The organism is Legionella stuttgartensis (assembly GCF_977063405.2).
Window position 1 is genome coordinate 283,077 of record NZ_CDRUHA020000110.1, and the last position, 14,147, is coordinate 297,223.

Here is a 14,147-nt window from a genome sequence, read left to right on the forward strand (position 1 = left end):
TTAAGCAATGTCTACATAACTAATACAATGAGGTAATTATGGATAAAGTGAATTTAACAGAAAAATTTAAACTCTTTAATGAGTACTGGTCTCCACGTATTGCGGGGGAGTTAAACGGTCAGTATGTCAAGCTTGCTAAATTCAAAGGTGAATTTATATGGCACACCCATGCCACAGAAGATGAGCTTTTTTTAGTATTGAAAGGAACACTCAAACTCGAGCTTAGAGATAAAATAATTACTTTAAAAGAAGGAGAGTTTTATATTGTCCCCAAAGGTGTGGAACATAAACCGGTAGCCGATGAAGAAGTGCACGTCATGTTGTTAGAGCCAAAATCAACAGAACAAACAGGTGGTATTGAAAGTAATTTACTGGTGTATCAACAGCCGTGGATTTAACTTTTATTAAAACACTTTAAAGCATAAGGTGCGAAAAGTTATAACTATATTGCCAAATTCGAAGGGCACTATAAATTACCTAGATACAACTTTGATCCGTATATAAATAAAAAACCCGCATAGTGCGGGTTTTAGAATAATAAAAATAGTACGTTATTCTTCAGTTTCGTCACTGACGGTAGGTCTGTCTAATAGTTCAACGATAGCCATAGGTGCATTATCACCTTCTCTGAATCCGCATTTGATGATACGCACATAACCACCAGGACGCTCAACAAAACGTGGACCTAAATCTTTGAATAATTTACCCACAGCTGATTTGGATCTTAGAATATCAAACGCATGACGACGAGTAGCCACTGAATCAACCTTTGATACAGTAATTAAAGGTTCAATGTAACGTCGCAGGTCCTTAGCTTTAGGCAAAGTTGTTTTTATCAACTCATGCTCAATCAAAGAACAACACATGTTTGCAAACATAGCCTTTCTGTGGCTACTTGTACGGCCAAAACTTCGGCCAGAATTACGGTGACGCATAACCAAAACTCCTAAACATTATTCGCCAAGATTTGCTGGCGGCCAATTCTCAAGTTTCATACCTAGCGATAATGAACGTGAAGCTAAAACATCCTTAATTTCAGTTAAAGATTTCTTACCTAAATTAGGTGTTTTTAAGAGTTCATTCTCAGTTCTTTGTACTAAATCGCCGATATAATGAATATTTTCTGCTTTCAAACAATTTGCAGATCGCACAGTTAACTCTAAATCGTCAACGGAACGTAATAGAATAGGATCAAAATCATTGCGTTCTTTATTATCAGATCGAGATTCTTCAAATTTCATATCAACAAATGCATGAAGTTGTCTTTGAAGAATACTAGCAGAAATTCTTATTGATTCTTCAGCATCAATAGTTCCATTCGTTTCTAATTCGATAGTTAACTTATCAAGGTCAGTACGATTTTCTACACGAGCACTATCAACATAATAAGCCACTTTCTTAACTGGAGAGAAGCTATTATCAATTTTAAGCTTCCCAACAGATTTTCTTTCTACTTCATCATCGAAATGTCTAATGAATGAATCAGTACTGTGGAAACCAATTCCTCGTTCAACTTTCAATGTCATATTTAATTTGCCTTTTTCATTCAAATTAGCAATAACAAGCTCTGGATTAACAATCTCTAATCCATGAGTCAGTTGAATATCTCCAGCTGTAACCTGACAAGGACCTTGCTTGTTCAGTGTTATCATAGCTTCTTCACCGACTGTCATTTTTATCGCAACTAATTTTAGGTTCAGTAATATGTCAACGACATCTTCCTGCACACCTTCAATTGTGCTGTATTCATGTAGAACACCGTCAATTGAGGCTTCAGTAATTGCACTTCCAGGCATTGATGATAGTAAAATACGTCTCAAAGCATTGCCGAGAGTATGACCAAAGCCACGCTCCAAAGGCTCTAAAACTATTCTAGCTTTATAGGGCGATTCTGCCTGGACCTTAAGAACATTAGGTGTCAACATTTCATTGATTTCAGTATACATTCAGCTATTTCTCCGAGCTTACTTAGAGTAAAGTTCTACAACTAAGTTTACGTTGTAGTCTGAAGATAAGTCAGTTAACGTTGGTGCTGTAGAGAAAGTTCCTTTAAAAGAAGAAGTATCTACAGTAATCCAATCACATGGAGCTCTTTGTTCAGACAAAGTTAAAGCTGCTTGGATGCGACCTTGACTTCTAGCTCTTTGTCGAACAGATACAACATCACCAGGTTTTACTAAAAACGATGGGACGTTAACTATTTTATCATTAACAAGTATGGCTTTATGCGTAACCAATTGACGTGCTTCAGCGCGTGTGGTTGCAAAACCCATACGATACACAACATTATCCAAACGTCTTTCAAGTAAAGACATTAGGTTTTCACCTGTTGAGCCTTTCATACGAGCAGCCATTTTGTAATAGCCACGGAATTGCTTTTCAAGAACACCATACAATCTTCTGATCTTTTGCTTCTCTCTAAGCTGGATTCCATAACCATTCAGGCGTGGTTTCTTATCGCCATGTTGTCCAGGTAATTTTTCTGATTTACATTTGGACTTGTGATCACGGACACCACTTTTAAGTAATAAATCACAACCTTCACGACGTGATAACTTACATTTTGGACCAAGATATCTAGCCATTAATTACTCCTGAGTCTTATACACGACGTTTTTTAGGTGATTTACACCCGTTATGAGGTATACCCGTAACATCGGTAATTTCAACAATTTTAAAATCTTGTGATATCAATTCACGAATAGTGGACTCTCTTCCAGGGCCAGGGCCATGAACAAATACAGCCACAGATTTCATACCGTATTCTTTAGCAACAGCAGCAGCACGCTCAGTAGCAACTTGCGCAGCATAAGGTGTGCTTTTTCTTGAGCCTCTAAATCCTGAACCACCAGATGTTGCCCAGCACAGAGCATTACCTTGCCTGTCAGTAAAGGTCACTATAGTATTGTTAAAAGAAGCATGTACGTGAACGATACCATCAGATACGACACGTTTTGCCTTCTTGCGTACTTTTTGTTGTTTTGACTTAGTTATTGCCATCTTACTTTCCTACATGAAAAATCAAACGGTAGTGCCCTTTCTGCGGCCTTTTCGAGTACGAGCATTAGTTTTCGTACGTTGACCCCGCAATGGCAACCCTCTTCTGTGTCTTAGACCACGATAACATCCTAGATCCATAAGGCGTTTAATGTTCATTGTCACAACACGACGCAAATCACCTTCCACTGTTATTTTTGCAATTTCTGTTCTCAAAGACTCAAGTTGAGCATCAGTTAGTTCTGATACCTTTTTAGAAGGTTCAATCCCAACAGTAGAACATAATTTTAAGGATGTAGGTTTACCAATACCATATATAGCTGTTAAAGCAATCACAACATGTTTGTGATCAGGTATATTTACTCCTGCAATACGAGCCATTAACTTCTCCGAACGTTATTTGTTCTGTCGAAAGGGACAGAAGAATACTATTTTTATAAAATTAAATCAAGCAGATATTAACCTTGCTTTTGTTTGTGTCTGGCATCTTTACAAATAACCCGTATAGTGCCACTTCTTTTAATAATCTTGCAATTGCGACAAATTCGCTTTACAGATGCTCTTACTTTCATTCCAAACTCCGATAAAAATCATAAAAGACCAGGTAATTTTGTACCTTTGAAATTAGCCTTTTTCATTAAAGAATCATATTGCTGAGTCATTAAGTGAGCTTGTACCTGAGCTACAAAATCCATAATAACAACTACGATAATCAGCAAAGACGTTCCTCCGAAATAAAAAGGGACATGCCATGTATACATCAAGATCTGAGGCAAAAGACAGACCAAAACTAAATAAATTGCTCCGATTAATGTCAAACGAGTCATTACACCATCAATGTACTTAGTTGTTTGTTCTCCTGGTCTAATTCCAGGAATGTATGCACCAGATTTTTTTAAATTATCAGCAGTATCTTTGGGATTAAACACCAGAGCGGCATAAAAGAACGCAAAGAATATAATTGCTACTGCATAAACAATTAAATATAAAGGTTGTCCAGGAGATAAAGCCATTCCAACATCAGCAAGCCAACCTAAACCTTTAGTATGAGAGAAAAACTGTGCTAAGGTTGCTGGTAATAATATGATACTGGATGCAAAAATTGGAGGAATTACCCCAGACATATTTATCTTTAAAGGTAAATGGCTGGTTTGTGCAGCATATACCTTTCTACCTTGTGTCCTTTGCGCATAATTAACTCTTATACGTCTCTGCGCACGCTCCATAAATACTACAAATCCTGTTACTACAACAACCACTACAGCAACAATGATTAAAGTTAATGCTTGCATTTGTCCTTCTTTAACTTGTTGAAGAACTGAAGCAATTGCAGTAGGCATACTTGATACAATACCCGAAAAAATAATCAGTGAAATACCATTACCAACACCTTTTTCAGTAATTTGTTCGCCTAACCACATTAAAAACATCGTACCCGTAACTAAGGTAGCAACTGCAGTAAAATAGAATGAAAAGTCAGCTTGAAGTGCAATTTGTTGTCCAGCTAACCAACGTGCCATTCCTAAAGACTGAAACACTGAAAGCACTAAAGTTAGATATCGAGTATATTGGTTTATTTTTCTACGCCCTGATTCACCTTCTTTTTTAAGTTGCTCAAGTTTGGGAGAGACAACTGTAAAAAGCTGAAGAATAATAGACGCTGAAATGTATGGCATAATACCAATTGCAAAAACCGTCACACGCGATAGAGCACCACCAGAAAACATATTAAATAAGCCAAAAATTGTATTCTGTTGCTCATTAAAGAAATTCGCTAACCGTGCAGGATCCAAACCCGGAACAGGAATATGGGCGCCTAAACGATAAAACAGAATAGCGAGAACAACAAACAATAATCTTGATTTTAGTTCAGCCAATCCTCCACGTGATTGGCTTGCATTATGTTTTTGGTTTTTCATAGTCACTCTTCTATGCTGCCGCCTAAACCTTCAATGGCCAAACGAGCTCCTTTAGTGACCCTTAAACCTTTAAGTTTGATGGCTGTAGTTAACTCACCGGATAAAATAACTTTTACATCTTTAATAGAACTATTGATTAGACCAGCTTCGCGTAAGACATTTAAATCAATTACATCAGCAGATAATTTTGCAAGTTCACTAAGGCAAACTTGATCTATAGTTCTACCAACTCGTGACTTAAAGCCCATTTTTGGTAAACGTCTTTGAATTGGCATTTGACCGCCTTCAAAGTTAATTTTATGAAAACCACCAGCTCTAGCCTTTTGACCTTTATGCCCTTTACCACTAGTTTTACCTAACCCGGATCCTATACCACGTCCTAAGCGTCTTTTTGGACGTTTTGAACCAGGATCTGGTGATAGTGAATTTAAATTCATTATACACTCTCCTCAACCAGCAATAGGTAGTCAACTTTATTAATAAGGCCACGGATCGCTGGGGTATCATTATGTGATACGCTAGAATTAGTTTTACCAAGACCTAATTGTTTTACGATAGAAATATGCTTTGGTTTTCTGCCAATAATGCTCTTAACCAAAGTTATTTTAATTTTCTTTTCCATAATTAGCCCGCCATAACTTCTTCAACAGTTTTACCACGCTTGGCCGCAACATAATCTGGGGTACCAATATTAGTTAAAGCTGCGATCGTTGCTCTTACAATATTGCTTGGATTGGTAGAACCAATACTCTTAGCTAATATATTTTGTACGCCTAAAACTTCTAATACAGCTCTCATCGCACCGCCAGCAATAATTCCAGTACCTTCACTTGCAGGCTTCATAAATACCTTAGAAGCGCCATAGTTCCAAGTAATCTCGTGGAAAATAGTTGATCCAGAAAGTGGAATATAAACCATGTTTTTCTTTGCTTGTTCCATTGCTTTTTGAATAGCAATTGGAACTTCTCTAGCCTTACCTCTACCAAAGCCAACTTTACCCTTGCCGTCACCAACAACAACAAGCACTGCAAAACCAAAAACACGGCCTCCCTTAACAACTTTAGCTGTACGATTAACCGATACTAGCTTTTCTTGGTAGCCATCTGATTTAGGTGATGATTCATCGAATGCCATAATCGTTCCTTAAAAATCCAATCCAGCTTCGCGAGCACCTTCTGCAAGGGCTTTCACTCGGCCATGATATTTATAACCAGCACGATCAAATGCAACTTGAGTAACGCCTTGCTCGCTCGCACGCTTACCAAGCAGTTTGCCAACTAAGGTGGCTTGTTCTACTTTACATTTACCGGTCAGACTGGCGCGTAATTCTTTATCGTTAGTTGAACATGAAGCGATTACTTTATCACCCAGCTTATCTGCTTGAATGATTTGTGAGTAAATATGCAAACCACTTCTAAAAACGACAAGTCTTGCTCTGCCTGATTTACGAATCAGTGCTTTTGCTTTTAATCCACGTCGATCACGTGAGTTGTGTTTATTCATAACTTAAACCTTATTTCTTTTTCGCTTCTTTACGAGCAATATACTCGCCAGCTAGTTTAACACCTTTACCTTTATAAGGCTCTGGTGGTCTAAATGCTCTTATTTCAGAAGCTACTTGGCCCAAAATTTGTTTATCCACTCCTTTTAGCAATATAACTGTATTGCTTGGAGTTTCAACTAAAACACCTTTAGGCAATTGGTATTCAATAGGATGAGAGAAACCTAATGATAATGTAATAGACTTATCTTTAGATTGTGCTCTATAACCTACCCCGACCAATTCCAAGGTAACAACAAAACCTTCAGTTACACCCTTAACCATATTATTTACTAATGCTCTCGCCGTTCCAGCTTGTGCCCAAGCTTTTGGATCATTTGCAGCAGGAGCAAACTCAACATGGTTAGAATCTTTATTTTTAGTTACTTTTACTAACCTATTAATTTTTTGGGTTAGTGTTCCTTTAGGCCCTTTTACAGTAACCTCACCATCACCTATTGTTATTTCAACATTTGCTGGTTGAACTACTGGGGCTTTTGCTACTCTAGACATATTATTCCTCGCAAGTATTAAGCCACTTCACAAATGACTTCGCCACCAACGCCTTTCATCTTTGCAGATATATGGGTCATTATACCTTGTGATGTAGACAATATAGCCACACCAAAACCAGGAATAGAAGTCAAATCTTTATAAGACTTATATACTCGCAATCCAGGTCTGCTAATTCTCTTAATCAGTTCGATAACAGGTCTGCCATGATAATATTTCAGCTTTATCGTCATCAATTTAAGATTATTATCTAGTGATTCTACAAAGAAGTTTTCGATATAACCTTCTTCCTTTAAAACTCGAGCAATTTCTTCTTTCAACTTAGAAGAAGTTAACGTTATTTGCTGATGTTTTGCTTGTTGACCATTTCTAATTCGGGTCAGCATATCAGCAACTGGATCATGCATACTCACAATCGTTCTCCAATTAAAAAATTACCAGCTAGATTTTCTTCCGCCTGGTATATTACCAACCATTAGTTGTTGTCTTAAGCAAATTCTGCAAAGAGCAAATTTACGATAAACACCATGTGGACGACCACATTGTTGACATCGTTCTTTAAAACGAACAGGATTTGAATTAACAGGCAATTTAGCTAACTTTAACTGACTATCCATAATTACCTGAAAATCATCAGATGATTTAATCAATTTTTTCAATTCGTTTCTACGCTTACTGTACTTATTTACAAGCTTGCTACGCTTTAACTCTCTCATAAGCATTGATTTTTTAGCCACAATTTCACCCTTATTTTTTATCTCTATCTTTTAATGGAAGGTTAAAGGCTTCTAATAAAGCTTTAGCTTCTTCATTTGTCTTAGCAGTCGTAGTAATACAAATATCTAAACCACGAATACCATCTGTTTTATCGTAATCAATTTCTGGGAATACGATTTGCTCATGTATACCCATACTATAATTACCAGTTCCATCAAAAGATTTAGGATTTAAACCACGAAAATCTCTTACACGCGGTAAAGTTACGGAAATCAATCGGTCTAAAAACTCATACATACGTTGACGTCTTAGAGTTACTTTACAGCCTATTGGCCATCCTTCCCTAATCTTAAAACCAGCAATAGATTTTCTTGCTTTAGTAACAACCGGCTTTTGTCCCGCTATTAAAGTCATATCTTCAACAGCATGGTTCATTACCTTTTTATCACCAACAGCTTCGCCAACACCCATGTTTAAGGTGATTTTTAGCAGCTTTGGAACTTCCATAACGCTGGAATAGTTGAACCGTTTCATCATCATAGGGATGATTTCTTTTTTATAAAATTCATTAAGTCTTGCCATTTGAATCACCTAATTAAACACGGTCAATTATTTCATTGTCAGATTTAAAATATCTAACTTTTTTACTCTCACCGTTACTCTCGATGAACTTAAATCCTACTTTATCTGCTTTTTTTGTATTGGGATTAAAATGAGCAACGTTTGAAACGTGAACTGGTGCTTCAAGAGTAACAATTCCACCCTTGTTTTCTGGCTTCTGTGGATTGGGCTTAACATGTTTCTTAATCAAGTTTCCGCCTTCTACAACAATGCCATTTTCAGTAACACGTAGGACTTTACCTCTATGACCTTTACTTTTTCCGGCAATTATAATTACTTCATCGCCTTTTTGAATACGTTTCATATCTAAATCCTTCTCACAAAACTTCTGCAGCCAGAGATATTATTTTCATAAATCTCTCTCGTAGCTCGCGAGTAACAGGGCCAAATATACGAGTACCTATTGGCTCGTTTTGGTTATTTAACAGTACTGCAGCGTTACCATCGAAACGGATCAAAGATCCATCATCTCTACGAACGCCTTGCGCTGTACGAACAACTACAGCCTTCATAACAGCACCTTTTTTTACTTTACTTCTGGGTATTGCATCTTTAATACTAACTTTGATTACATCACCTACACGTGCATATCTACGGTGCGACCCGCCAAGCACTTTAATACACATAACCTTACGTGCTCCGCTGTTGTCAGCCACTTCGAGCACTGTCTGCATTTGGATCATTTTTTACTCCAGCTCTGATTTCGACCAGAAAAAGGTTGCTGATTATATCAGGCCTTTTAGGGTTTTAAAAGTAAATCAACAGGGTTGATTAAGAAATTACTTCGACTAATACCCAGCTTTTTGTTTTAGAGAGTGGTCTTGACTCACGGATCTTTACTATATTGCCAATTTTGCATACTTGATTTTCATCATGAGCATGAAATTTAGCTCTACGTTTCATAATTTTTCCATATTTTGGATGCTTAACAGAACGTTCAATCATCACAACTATGGTTTTATCCATTTTGTCGCTAACTACTTTTCCAACCATTGTTCTGGCATTTGATTCACTATTAGACATGTCACTTACCTGCCTTTTCAGTCAACATTGTTTTTACTCTTGCCACTGACTTACGCACCATGGTGATGAGATGTGTTTTATCTAGTGAGCCACTTGCTTTCTTCATTCGCAAATTAAGTTGTTCTTTACGCAATGAAAGCAGTTCATTTTGCAGTTCTTCTACTGATAAACTGCGTAATTCATCAATCTTTTTCATTACATCACCTTCCTTTCTTCAAATATAACTTTGAAAGGAAGTTTCGCTTTAGCCAGATCAAAAGCTTCCATCGCAAGCTCTCTGGATACACCTTCCATTTCAAATAAAACCTTGCCAGGTTGTATTTGAGCAACCCAATATTCAACGCTACCTTTACCTTTACCCTGTCTTACTTCAAGAGGTTTTTGAGTAATAGGTTTGTCTGGGAATACTCTAATCCAAATTTTACCACCACGCTTAATATGACGTGTCATTGCTCTACGAGCTGCTTCAATTTGTCGTGCAGTTAGACGACCACGCTCGAGAGCTTTCAAACCAAATTCACCAAAGCTGATGTTGCTACCGCGCAAGGCTAAACCTCTGTTACGGCCTTTCATCTGTTTTCGGTATTTTGTACGTTTAGGTTGTAACATGATTCTTAATCCTCACTCACTGGGCACCGTCAGAAGATCTTTTCTTTTGTGGGAGAATTTCGCCCTTGAAGATCCAGACTTTTACACCAATAATACCGTAGGTAGTTTTAGACTCTGCTGTACCGTAATCAATATCTGCTCTGAAAGTATGTAAAGGCACACGTCCTTCTCTATACCATTCACTTCGCGCAATTTCAGCACCACCTAGTCGTCCACTAACACAAATTTTAATTCCTTTCGCCCCTGCTTTAAGAGCAGAAGTAACCGCACGCTTCATAGCACGTCTAAACATAACACGCTGTTCTAATTGTTGTGCAATTCCTTCGGCAACCAAAGTTGAATCGAGCTCAGGTTTTTTAATTTCTTCAATATTTAGATGAACTGGTACACCTAATTTGTTAGAAATTTCTGAACGTAATGTTTCAATACCACCACCTTTTTTACCGATGATAACACCAGGTCGTGCAGTCAATATTGTAACTACAGCATTATTAGCAGGTCGCTCAATTAAAATTTTACTTACAGCAGCTGCCATAAGTTTCTTTTTAAGCTCAGTACGTAATTTAATATCTTGAATTAAGAATTCAGCGTATTTTTTACCTGCGAACCATTTAGAGTTCCAGTCTTTAATAATACCAAGGCGTATACCTATAGGGTTAACTTTTTGTCCCATTGCTATTCCTCGTCAGACACTTTAATCGTGATATGGCAGGTACGTTTACAAATTCGATTTGCACGTCCTTTAGCTCTGGGACTAATACGTTTTAAAGTCATCGCTTCATCAACACAGACCATACCTACTTTTAAATCATCAATATCTGCTCCATTATTATTTTCAGCGTTTGCAATAGCTGATTCTAATAATTTAAGCATTAATTGAGCACCTTTTTTTGGTGTAAACTTGAGGACATCAAGTGCACCAGATACTTTCATGTTACGTATCATATCGGCTACCAATCTGCCCTTTTGAGCGGATAAGGGAGCACCTTTTAACTTTGCTGTAACTTCCATCATATCCTCTTATTTACCTTTAGCCTTTCTGTCACCAGAATGGCCTTTAAAAGTTCGAGTCATGGCAAACTCACCTAATTTATGACCAACCATATTATCTGTAATATATACAGGGATATGATCTTTGCCGTTATGAACAGCAATTGTTAAGTCAATCATTTCGGGAACGATTGTTGATCGTCTAGACCATGTTTTAATTGGTTTCTTAGATTTTGATTCAATTGCAGCCTCTACTTTGGCAATCAAATGATGGTCAATAAAAGGACCTTTTCTTATAGAACGAGCCACTTGATATCCTCTCAATAATTATTTCTTTTTACGTCTTCTGACAATAAAACCATCAGTACGCTTATTACTTCTGGTTTTGTAACCTTTAGTAGGCATACCCCATGGTGATACAGGATGACGTCCACCAGAAGTGCGGCCTTCACCACCACCATGTGGATGGTCAACTGGGTTCATAGCTACCCCACGAACTGTTGGGCGAATACCTCTCCAGCGTTTAGCTCCGGCTTTACCTAATGCGCGTAAACTATGCTCACTATTACTTACTTCACCAATTACCGCTCTGCAAAGAACATGTATTTTACGCATTTCGCCTGAGCGAAGTCTTAATGTTGCATAAATACCTTCTTTAGCAACAATTTGTCCACTTGCTCCAGCACTTCTTAAGACCTGCGCACCCTTTCCTGGTTTCATTTCAACACAGTGAATTGTGGTACCAACAGGAATATTTTTTAGTGGAAGACAATTACCTGTGCTAATAGGTGAATCAGCACCACTTACAACAGTATCACCCTCTTTTAAATTAGCTGGTGCGATAATATATCTTCTTTCACCATCTTTATAAACAATTAATGCAATTAAAGCGGTGCGATTTGGATCGTATTCAATACGTTCAACACGTGCTTCAATACCATCCTTATTACGTTTAAAGTCAATAATACGATATTGATTACGTTGACCACCACCAATATGTCTTACAGTGATTCTACCTTGGTTATTACGTCCACCAGTCTTCTTTAGTTTTTCAACTAAAGCAGCGTGTGGTTTTCCTTTATGAATATGGTGATGAACCACGCGTAACTCGCCACGTTTTCCTGGCGATGTAGGTTTAGATTTTAATAGTGCCATCTTAATCTGCCTTATTCGGTAGCTGTAAAGTCAATATCTTGATCAGCATGAAGAGTTACAAATGCCTTTTTCCAATCACTACGCTTTCCGCTTGTTTGTTTAAAACGCTTTGTTTTTCCCTTCACATTGATAACAGATACATTTTTAACTTTAACGTTAAATATATGCTCTACCGCCATTTTAATTTCATTTTTAGTTGCAGTTTTCAATACTTTGAAAGTGAACTGTTTCAGCTTATCAGCTATGACAGTAGCTTTTTCAGAAGTATGTGGTTCACGTAGAACCATCAACAATCTTTCAGCGTTCATTGTAACTGTTCCTCAATTTTTTTAATTGCAGCTTCTGTAACAACAACTTTCTCAAATTTGAGTAAAGAAACAGGATCTATAGTTGTAGCGTCGCAGATGTCATAATCAATTAAGTTTCTTGAACCAAAATATTCATTCTCGCCAACTTCACTCATTACGATAAGAGCATTATTAATGTTTAGTTGGTTCATTTTATTAACAAAATCTTTAGTTTTTTTGCTTTCGCATTGGAAATCACTCACTACAATGAGGTTACCAGTGCGGCAAAGTTCGGAGATTATACTACGTAATGCACGTTTGTACATTTTTTTATTAATTTTTTGTGAATAATCTCTTTTTTTAGAGGCAAACGTGACCCCACCGCTTCTCCAGAGTGGGCTTCGTATTGTACCAGCACGAGCACGACCGGTACCTTTTTGATTCCATGGCTTTTTACCACCACCTCTAACTTCAGACCGTGTTTTCTGAGCACTATTACCACTACGAGCGTTATTCATATAGGTTACTACTGCTTGATGGATTAATCCCTCATTGTAACCATATGCAAATACTTCTTGGTTCAGTATTAGTTTTGAATTTGTATCTATAGTAGTAATTTCCATCACTCACCTCGTTCTTGCTTTTTAACTGCAGGCTTAATCTCAACTTGTGAGCCAGGAGCACCAGGTATAGCACCTTTGATAAGAAGTAAGTTTCTTTCAGCATCTACGCGCACTAATTCAAGGCTTTGAACCGTACAACGGACATTACCCATGTGACCAGCCATTTTCTTACCTTTGAACACACGTCCTGGAGTTTGGTTTTGACCAATAGAACCAGGTACACGATGCGATCTGGAGTTACCATGAGTAGCATCTTGTGTTCTAAAATTATATCTCTTAACAGTACCAGCAAAACCTTTACCCTTTGTGGTTCCAGCAACATCAACAAACTGCCCAGCAGTGAATACATCTGCTACTGATATTACCTGGCCAGCTTTGAATGCATCTTCTGAGTCAATTAAGAACTCAACTCGCATGTCACCAGCTTCAATTTCAGCTTTTGCAAAGTGACCAGTTAAAGGTTTGTTAACTTTGCTTGCTTTTTTAGTACCACCAGTTAATTGAACAGCAGAGTAACCATCAGTTTCTTTGGTTTTAACTTGTGAGACTCTATTAGGGTGAACTTCAACAACAGACACTGGAACAGAAACTCCATCTGCCATGAAGACCCGCGTCATACCGATTTTACGGCCTAATAAACCGATCATCATTCTAACACCTCTTTAATATCCTTCACCCTAACATTTAGTCATCAAGGCTTATCTGAACATCAACCCCAGCAGCCAGATCTAACTTCATCAACGCATCAACTGTTTTTTCAGTTGGATGAACGATAACGACCAGACGTTTGTGAGTACGTAATTCATATTGATCTCGAGCATCTTTATTAACATGCGGTGAAGTCAATACAGTAAATTTTTCCTTACGGACTGGCAAAGGTATTGGCCCACGAACTTGTGCGCCAGTACGTTTTGCAGTCTCTACAATTTCTCGAGTTGATAAGTCAATCAACCGATGATCAAAGGATTTTAATCTTATTTTAATGTTTTGATTGCTACTCATTGTAATTACTCGATAATTTTAGCGACAACACCGGCGCCAACAGTACGGCCACCTTCCCGAATTGCGAAACGTAAACCTTCGTCCATCGCAATAGGTGCATGCAGGTTGATAGTCAATTGTACGTTATCACCAGGCATTACCATTTCTACTC

The 14,147-nt window shown here is 37.7% G+C and carries 30 protein-coding genes; 1 reads left to right on the forward strand and 29 read right to left on the reverse strand.

The genetic code is table 11. The features are described 5' to 3' along the window. Positions 1–38 precede the first annotated feature (38 nt). Entirely contained in the window at positions 39–398 is a 360-nt protein-coding gene (locus ACWTEW_RS37380) for a cupin domain-containing protein (protein WP_454783053.1), read from the forward strand. A gap of 153 nt (positions 399–551) precedes the next feature. On the opposite strand, the gene rplQ is transcribed toward ACWTEW_RS37380, so the two are convergent. The 29 genes from rplQ to ACWTEW_RS37525 all read right to left on the reverse strand — a co-directional run. Then, the gene (rplQ, locus tag ACWTEW_RS37385; RefSeq protein WP_454783054.1) at positions 552–935 is read right to left on the reverse strand and encodes a 50S ribosomal protein L17; all 384 of its coding nucleotides are present in this window, start codon (positions 933–935) and stop codon (positions 552–554) included. Between the two features lie 18 nt (positions 936–953). Next, positions 954–1,946: a DNA-directed RNA polymerase subunit alpha gene (locus tag ACWTEW_RS37390; protein ID WP_454783055.1), complete on the reverse strand. Its 993-nt coding sequence runs from the start codon at positions 1,944–1,946 to the stop codon at positions 954–956. A gap of 18 nt (positions 1,947–1,964) precedes the next feature. After that, the gene (gene rpsD, locus ACWTEW_RS37395) at positions 1,965–2,585 is read right to left on the reverse strand and encodes a 30S ribosomal protein S4 (RefSeq protein WP_454783056.1); all 621 of its coding nucleotides are present in this window, start codon (positions 2,583–2,585) and stop codon (positions 1,965–1,967) included. 16 nt (positions 2,586–2,601) lie between these two features. Further along, positions 2,602–3,000, reverse strand: a complete 399-nt coding sequence (rpsK, locus tag ACWTEW_RS37400) for a 30S ribosomal protein S11 (RefSeq protein WP_454783057.1) — start codon at positions 2,998–3,000, stop codon at positions 2,602–2,604. 21 nt (positions 3,001–3,021) lie between these two features. Further along, positions 3,022–3,378, reverse strand: a complete 357-nt coding sequence (gene rpsM, locus ACWTEW_RS37405) for a 30S ribosomal protein S13 (protein ID WP_028381376.1) — start codon at positions 3,376–3,378, stop codon at positions 3,022–3,024. Positions 3,379–3,455: 77 nt separating this feature from the next. Continuing rightward, a complete protein-coding gene (gene rpmJ, locus ACWTEW_RS37410) occupies positions 3,456–3,569 on the reverse strand; it encodes a 50S ribosomal protein L36 (RefSeq protein WP_010946099.1) in 114 nt (37 codons plus the stop codon). 18 nt (positions 3,570–3,587) lie between these two features. Then, positions 3,588–4,916, reverse strand: a complete 1,329-nt coding sequence (secY, locus tag ACWTEW_RS37415) for a preprotein translocase subunit SecY (RefSeq protein WP_454783058.1) — start codon at positions 4,914–4,916, stop codon at positions 3,588–3,590. Between the two features lie 2 nt (positions 4,917–4,918). Next, positions 4,919–5,353 (reverse strand): 50S ribosomal protein L15, encoded by a 435-nt coding sequence (gene rplO / locus ACWTEW_RS37420; protein WP_454783059.1) that lies wholly within the window; start codon positions 5,351–5,353, stop codon positions 4,919–4,921. Then, positions 5,353–5,538, reverse strand: coding sequence for a 50S ribosomal protein L30 (gene rpmD, locus ACWTEW_RS37425; protein ID WP_019233377.1), 186 nt, complete (start codon positions 5,536–5,538; stop codon positions 5,353–5,355). Before rpmD ends, rplO begins: the two co-directional genes overlap by 1 nt. Positions 5,539–5,540: 2 nt before the next feature. Continuing rightward, positions 5,541–6,050: a 30S ribosomal protein S5 gene (gene rpsE, locus ACWTEW_RS37430; protein ID WP_010654817.1), complete on the reverse strand. Its 510-nt coding sequence runs from the start codon at positions 6,048–6,050 to the stop codon at positions 5,541–5,543. A 9-nt stretch (positions 6,051–6,059) separates the two neighbouring features. Next, the gene (gene rplR, locus ACWTEW_RS37435) at positions 6,060–6,419 is read right to left on the reverse strand and encodes a 50S ribosomal protein L18 (protein ID WP_454783060.1); all 360 of its coding nucleotides are present in this window, start codon (positions 6,417–6,419) and stop codon (positions 6,060–6,062) included. A 10-nt stretch (positions 6,420–6,429) separates the two neighbouring features. Continuing rightward, positions 6,430–6,969, reverse strand: coding sequence for a 50S ribosomal protein L6 (gene rplF / locus ACWTEW_RS37440; protein ID WP_454783061.1), 540 nt, complete (start codon positions 6,967–6,969; stop codon positions 6,430–6,432). Between the two features lie 17 nt (positions 6,970–6,986). Then, entirely contained in the window at positions 6,987–7,376 is a 390-nt protein-coding gene (gene rpsH, locus ACWTEW_RS37445; protein ID WP_202972257.1) for a 30S ribosomal protein S8, read from the reverse strand. Positions 7,377–7,403: 27 nt separating this feature from the next. Continuing rightward, positions 7,404–7,706 (reverse strand): 30S ribosomal protein S14, encoded by a 303-nt coding sequence (rpsN, locus tag ACWTEW_RS37450; protein ID WP_454783062.1) that lies wholly within the window; start codon positions 7,704–7,706, stop codon positions 7,404–7,406. Positions 7,707–7,716: 10 nt separating this feature from the next. Next, the gene (gene rplE / locus ACWTEW_RS37455) at positions 7,717–8,268 is read right to left on the reverse strand and encodes a 50S ribosomal protein L5 (protein WP_010654822.1); all 552 of its coding nucleotides are present in this window, start codon (positions 8,266–8,268) and stop codon (positions 7,717–7,719) included. A 13-nt stretch (positions 8,269–8,281) separates the two neighbouring features. Then, entirely contained in the window at positions 8,282–8,611 is a 330-nt protein-coding gene (rplX, locus tag ACWTEW_RS37460) for a 50S ribosomal protein L24 (protein ID WP_454783063.1), read from the reverse strand. A 13-nt stretch (positions 8,612–8,624) separates the two neighbouring features. After that, positions 8,625–8,990 (reverse strand): 50S ribosomal protein L14, encoded by a 366-nt coding sequence (gene rplN, locus ACWTEW_RS37465; protein ID WP_006872243.1) that lies wholly within the window; start codon positions 8,988–8,990, stop codon positions 8,625–8,627. 88 nt (positions 8,991–9,078) lie between these two features. Then, a complete protein-coding gene (rpsQ, locus tag ACWTEW_RS37470) occupies positions 9,079–9,330 on the reverse strand; it encodes a 30S ribosomal protein S17 (RefSeq protein WP_454783064.1) in 252 nt (83 codons plus the stop codon). A 1-nt stretch (position 9,331) separates the two neighbouring features. Then, positions 9,332–9,526 carry a 50S ribosomal protein L29 gene (gene rpmC, locus ACWTEW_RS37475; RefSeq protein WP_110141635.1) on the reverse strand — a complete coding sequence of 65 codons (195 nt, stop codon included), beginning with the start codon at positions 9,524–9,526 and terminating at the stop codon, positions 9,332–9,334. After that, positions 9,526–9,939, reverse strand: coding sequence for a 50S ribosomal protein L16 (gene rplP, locus ACWTEW_RS37480; RefSeq protein WP_003633085.1), 414 nt, complete (start codon positions 9,937–9,939; stop codon positions 9,526–9,528). Before rplP ends, rpmC begins: the two co-directional genes overlap by 1 nt. Positions 9,940–9,955: 16 nt before the next feature. Next, on the reverse strand, positions 9,956–10,612 hold the full coding sequence (rpsC, locus tag ACWTEW_RS37485; protein WP_454783065.1) for a 30S ribosomal protein S3: 657 nt from the start codon (positions 10,610–10,612) through the stop codon (positions 9,956–9,958). 2 nt (positions 10,613–10,614) lie between these two features. Continuing rightward, entirely contained in the window at positions 10,615–10,950 is a 336-nt protein-coding gene (gene rplV / locus ACWTEW_RS37490; protein ID WP_003633087.1) for a 50S ribosomal protein L22, read from the reverse strand. 9 nt (positions 10,951–10,959) lie between these two features. Continuing rightward, positions 10,960–11,238 carry a 30S ribosomal protein S19 gene (rpsS, locus tag ACWTEW_RS37495; protein WP_454783066.1) on the reverse strand — a complete coding sequence of 93 codons (279 nt, stop codon included), beginning with the start codon at positions 11,236–11,238 and terminating at the stop codon, positions 10,960–10,962. Positions 11,239–11,256: 18 nt separating this feature from the next. Continuing rightward, complete coding sequence (gene rplB, locus ACWTEW_RS37500) at positions 11,257–12,084, reverse strand: 50S ribosomal protein L2 (RefSeq protein WP_454783067.1); 828 nt, start codon at positions 12,082–12,084, stop codon at positions 11,257–11,259. A gap of 11 nt (positions 12,085–12,095) precedes the next feature. Continuing rightward, positions 12,096–12,392 carry a 50S ribosomal protein L23 gene (rplW, locus tag ACWTEW_RS37505; RefSeq protein ID WP_058466779.1) on the reverse strand — a complete coding sequence of 99 codons (297 nt, stop codon included), beginning with the start codon at positions 12,390–12,392 and terminating at the stop codon, positions 12,096–12,098. Beyond that, on the reverse strand, positions 12,389–12,994 hold the full coding sequence (gene rplD / locus ACWTEW_RS37510) for a 50S ribosomal protein L4 (protein WP_454783068.1): 606 nt from the start codon (positions 12,992–12,994) through the stop codon (positions 12,389–12,391). The genes rplW and rplD overlap by 4 nt, the downstream gene beginning before the upstream one ends. Further along, entirely contained in the window at positions 12,994–13,644 is a 651-nt protein-coding gene (gene rplC / locus ACWTEW_RS37515; RefSeq protein WP_454783069.1) for a 50S ribosomal protein L3, read from the reverse strand. Before rplC ends, rplD begins: the two co-directional genes overlap by 1 nt. Positions 13,645–13,678: 34 nt before the next feature. After that, entirely contained in the window at positions 13,679–13,996 is a 318-nt protein-coding gene (rpsJ, locus tag ACWTEW_RS37520) for a 30S ribosomal protein S10 (protein ID WP_010654833.1), read from the reverse strand. 5 nt (positions 13,997–14,001) lie between these two features. After that, positions 14,002–14,147, reverse strand: a 146-nt coding sequence (locus ACWTEW_RS37525) for an EF-Tu C-terminal domain-related protein (RefSeq protein ID WP_010654847.1), incomplete at its 5' end; no start/stop codon positions are given.

What these genes read in the sequence shown, in the direction of transcription:
- rpmD (WP_019233377.1), bottom strand. Translation starts at nt 5,538, where the DNA reads ATGGAAAAGAAAATTAAAATAACTTTGGTTAAGAGCATTATTGGCAGA.
- rpsC (WP_454783065.1), bottom strand. Translation starts at nt 10,612, where the DNA reads ATGGGACAAAAAGTTAACCCTATAGGTATACGCCTTGGTATTATTAAA.
- rpsQ (WP_454783064.1), bottom strand. Translation starts at nt 9,330, where the DNA reads ATGTCTAATAGTGAATCAAATGCCAGAACAATGGTTGGAAAAGTAGTT.
- rplO (WP_454783059.1), bottom strand. Translation starts at nt 5,353, where the DNA reads ATGAATTTAAATTCACTATCACCAGATCCTGGTTCAAAACGTCCAAAA.
- rpsD (WP_454783056.1), bottom strand. Translation starts at nt 2,585, where the DNA reads ATGGCTAGATATCTTGGTCCAAAATGTAAGTTATCACGTCGTGAAGGT.
- rplB (WP_454783067.1), bottom strand. Translation starts at nt 12,084, where the DNA reads ATGGCACTATTAAAATCTAAACCTACATCGCCAGGAAAACGTGGCGAG.
- rplF (WP_454783061.1), bottom strand. Translation starts at nt 6,969, where the DNA reads ATGTCTAGAGTAGCAAAAGCCCCAGTAGTTCAACCAGCAAATGTTGAA.
- rplV (WP_003633087.1), bottom strand. Translation starts at nt 10,950, where the DNA reads ATGGAAGTTACAGCAAAGTTAAAAGGTGCTCCCTTATCCGCTCAAAAG.
- rpsM (WP_028381376.1), bottom strand. Translation starts at nt 3,378, where the DNA reads ATGGCTCGTATTGCAGGAGTAAATATACCTGATCACAAACATGTTGTG.
- ACWTEW_RS37380 (WP_454783053.1), top strand. Translation starts at nt 39, where the DNA reads ATGGATAAAGTGAATTTAACAGAAAAATTTAAACTCTTTAATGAGTAC.
- rplC (WP_454783069.1), bottom strand. Translation starts at nt 13,644, where the DNA reads ATGATGATCGGTTTATTAGGCCGTAAAATCGGTATGACGCGGGTCTTC.
- rplE (WP_010654822.1), bottom strand. Translation starts at nt 8,268, where the DNA reads ATGGCAAGACTTAATGAATTTTATAAAAAAGAAATCATCCCTATGATG.
- ACWTEW_RS37390 (WP_454783055.1), bottom strand. Translation starts at nt 1,946, where the DNA reads ATGTATACTGAAATCAATGAAATGTTGACACCTAATGTTCTTAAGGTC.
- rpmJ (WP_010946099.1), bottom strand. Translation starts at nt 3,569, where the DNA reads ATGAAAGTAAGAGCATCTGTAAAGCGAATTTGTCGCAATTGCAAGATT.
- secY (WP_454783058.1), bottom strand. Translation starts at nt 4,916, where the DNA reads ATGAAAAACCAAAAACATAATGCAAGCCAATCACGTGGAGGATTGGCT.
- rpsE (WP_010654817.1), bottom strand. Translation starts at nt 6,050, where the DNA reads ATGGCATTCGATGAATCATCACCTAAATCAGATGGCTACCAAGAAAAG.
- rplQ (WP_454783054.1), bottom strand. Translation starts at nt 935, where the DNA reads ATGCGTCACCGTAATTCTGGCCGAAGTTTTGGCCGTACAAGTAGCCAC.
- rplN (WP_006872243.1), bottom strand. Translation starts at nt 8,990, where the DNA reads ATGATCCAAATGCAGACAGTGCTCGAAGTGGCTGACAACAGCGGAGCA.
- rpsK (WP_454783057.1), bottom strand. Translation starts at nt 3,000, where the DNA reads ATGGCAATAACTAAGTCAAAACAACAAAAAGTACGCAAGAAGGCAAAA.
- rpmC (WP_110141635.1), bottom strand. Translation starts at nt 9,526, where the DNA reads ATGAAAAAGATTGATGAATTACGCAGTTTATCAGTAGAAGAACTGCAA.
- rpsJ (WP_010654833.1), bottom strand. Translation starts at nt 13,996, where the DNA reads ATGAGTAGCAATCAAAACATTAAAATAAGATTAAAATCCTTTGATCAT.
- rpsH (WP_202972257.1), bottom strand. Translation starts at nt 7,376, where the DNA reads ATGCATGATCCAGTTGCTGATATGCTGACCCGAATTAGAAATGGTCAA.
- rplP (WP_003633085.1), bottom strand. Translation starts at nt 9,939, where the DNA reads ATGTTACAACCTAAACGTACAAAATACCGAAAACAGATGAAAGGCCGT.
- rplW (WP_058466779.1), bottom strand. Translation starts at nt 12,392, where the DNA reads ATGAACGCTGAAAGATTGTTGATGGTTCTACGTGAACCACATACTTCT.
- rplR (WP_454783060.1), bottom strand. Translation starts at nt 6,419, where the DNA reads ATGAATAAACACAACTCACGTGATCGACGTGGATTAAAAGCAAAAGCA.
- rplD (WP_454783068.1), bottom strand. Translation starts at nt 12,994, where the DNA reads ATGGAAATTACTACTATAGATACAAATTCAAAACTAATACTGAACCAA.
- rplX (WP_454783063.1), bottom strand. Translation starts at nt 8,611, where the DNA reads ATGAAACGTATTCAAAAAGGCGATGAAGTAATTATAATTGCCGGAAAA.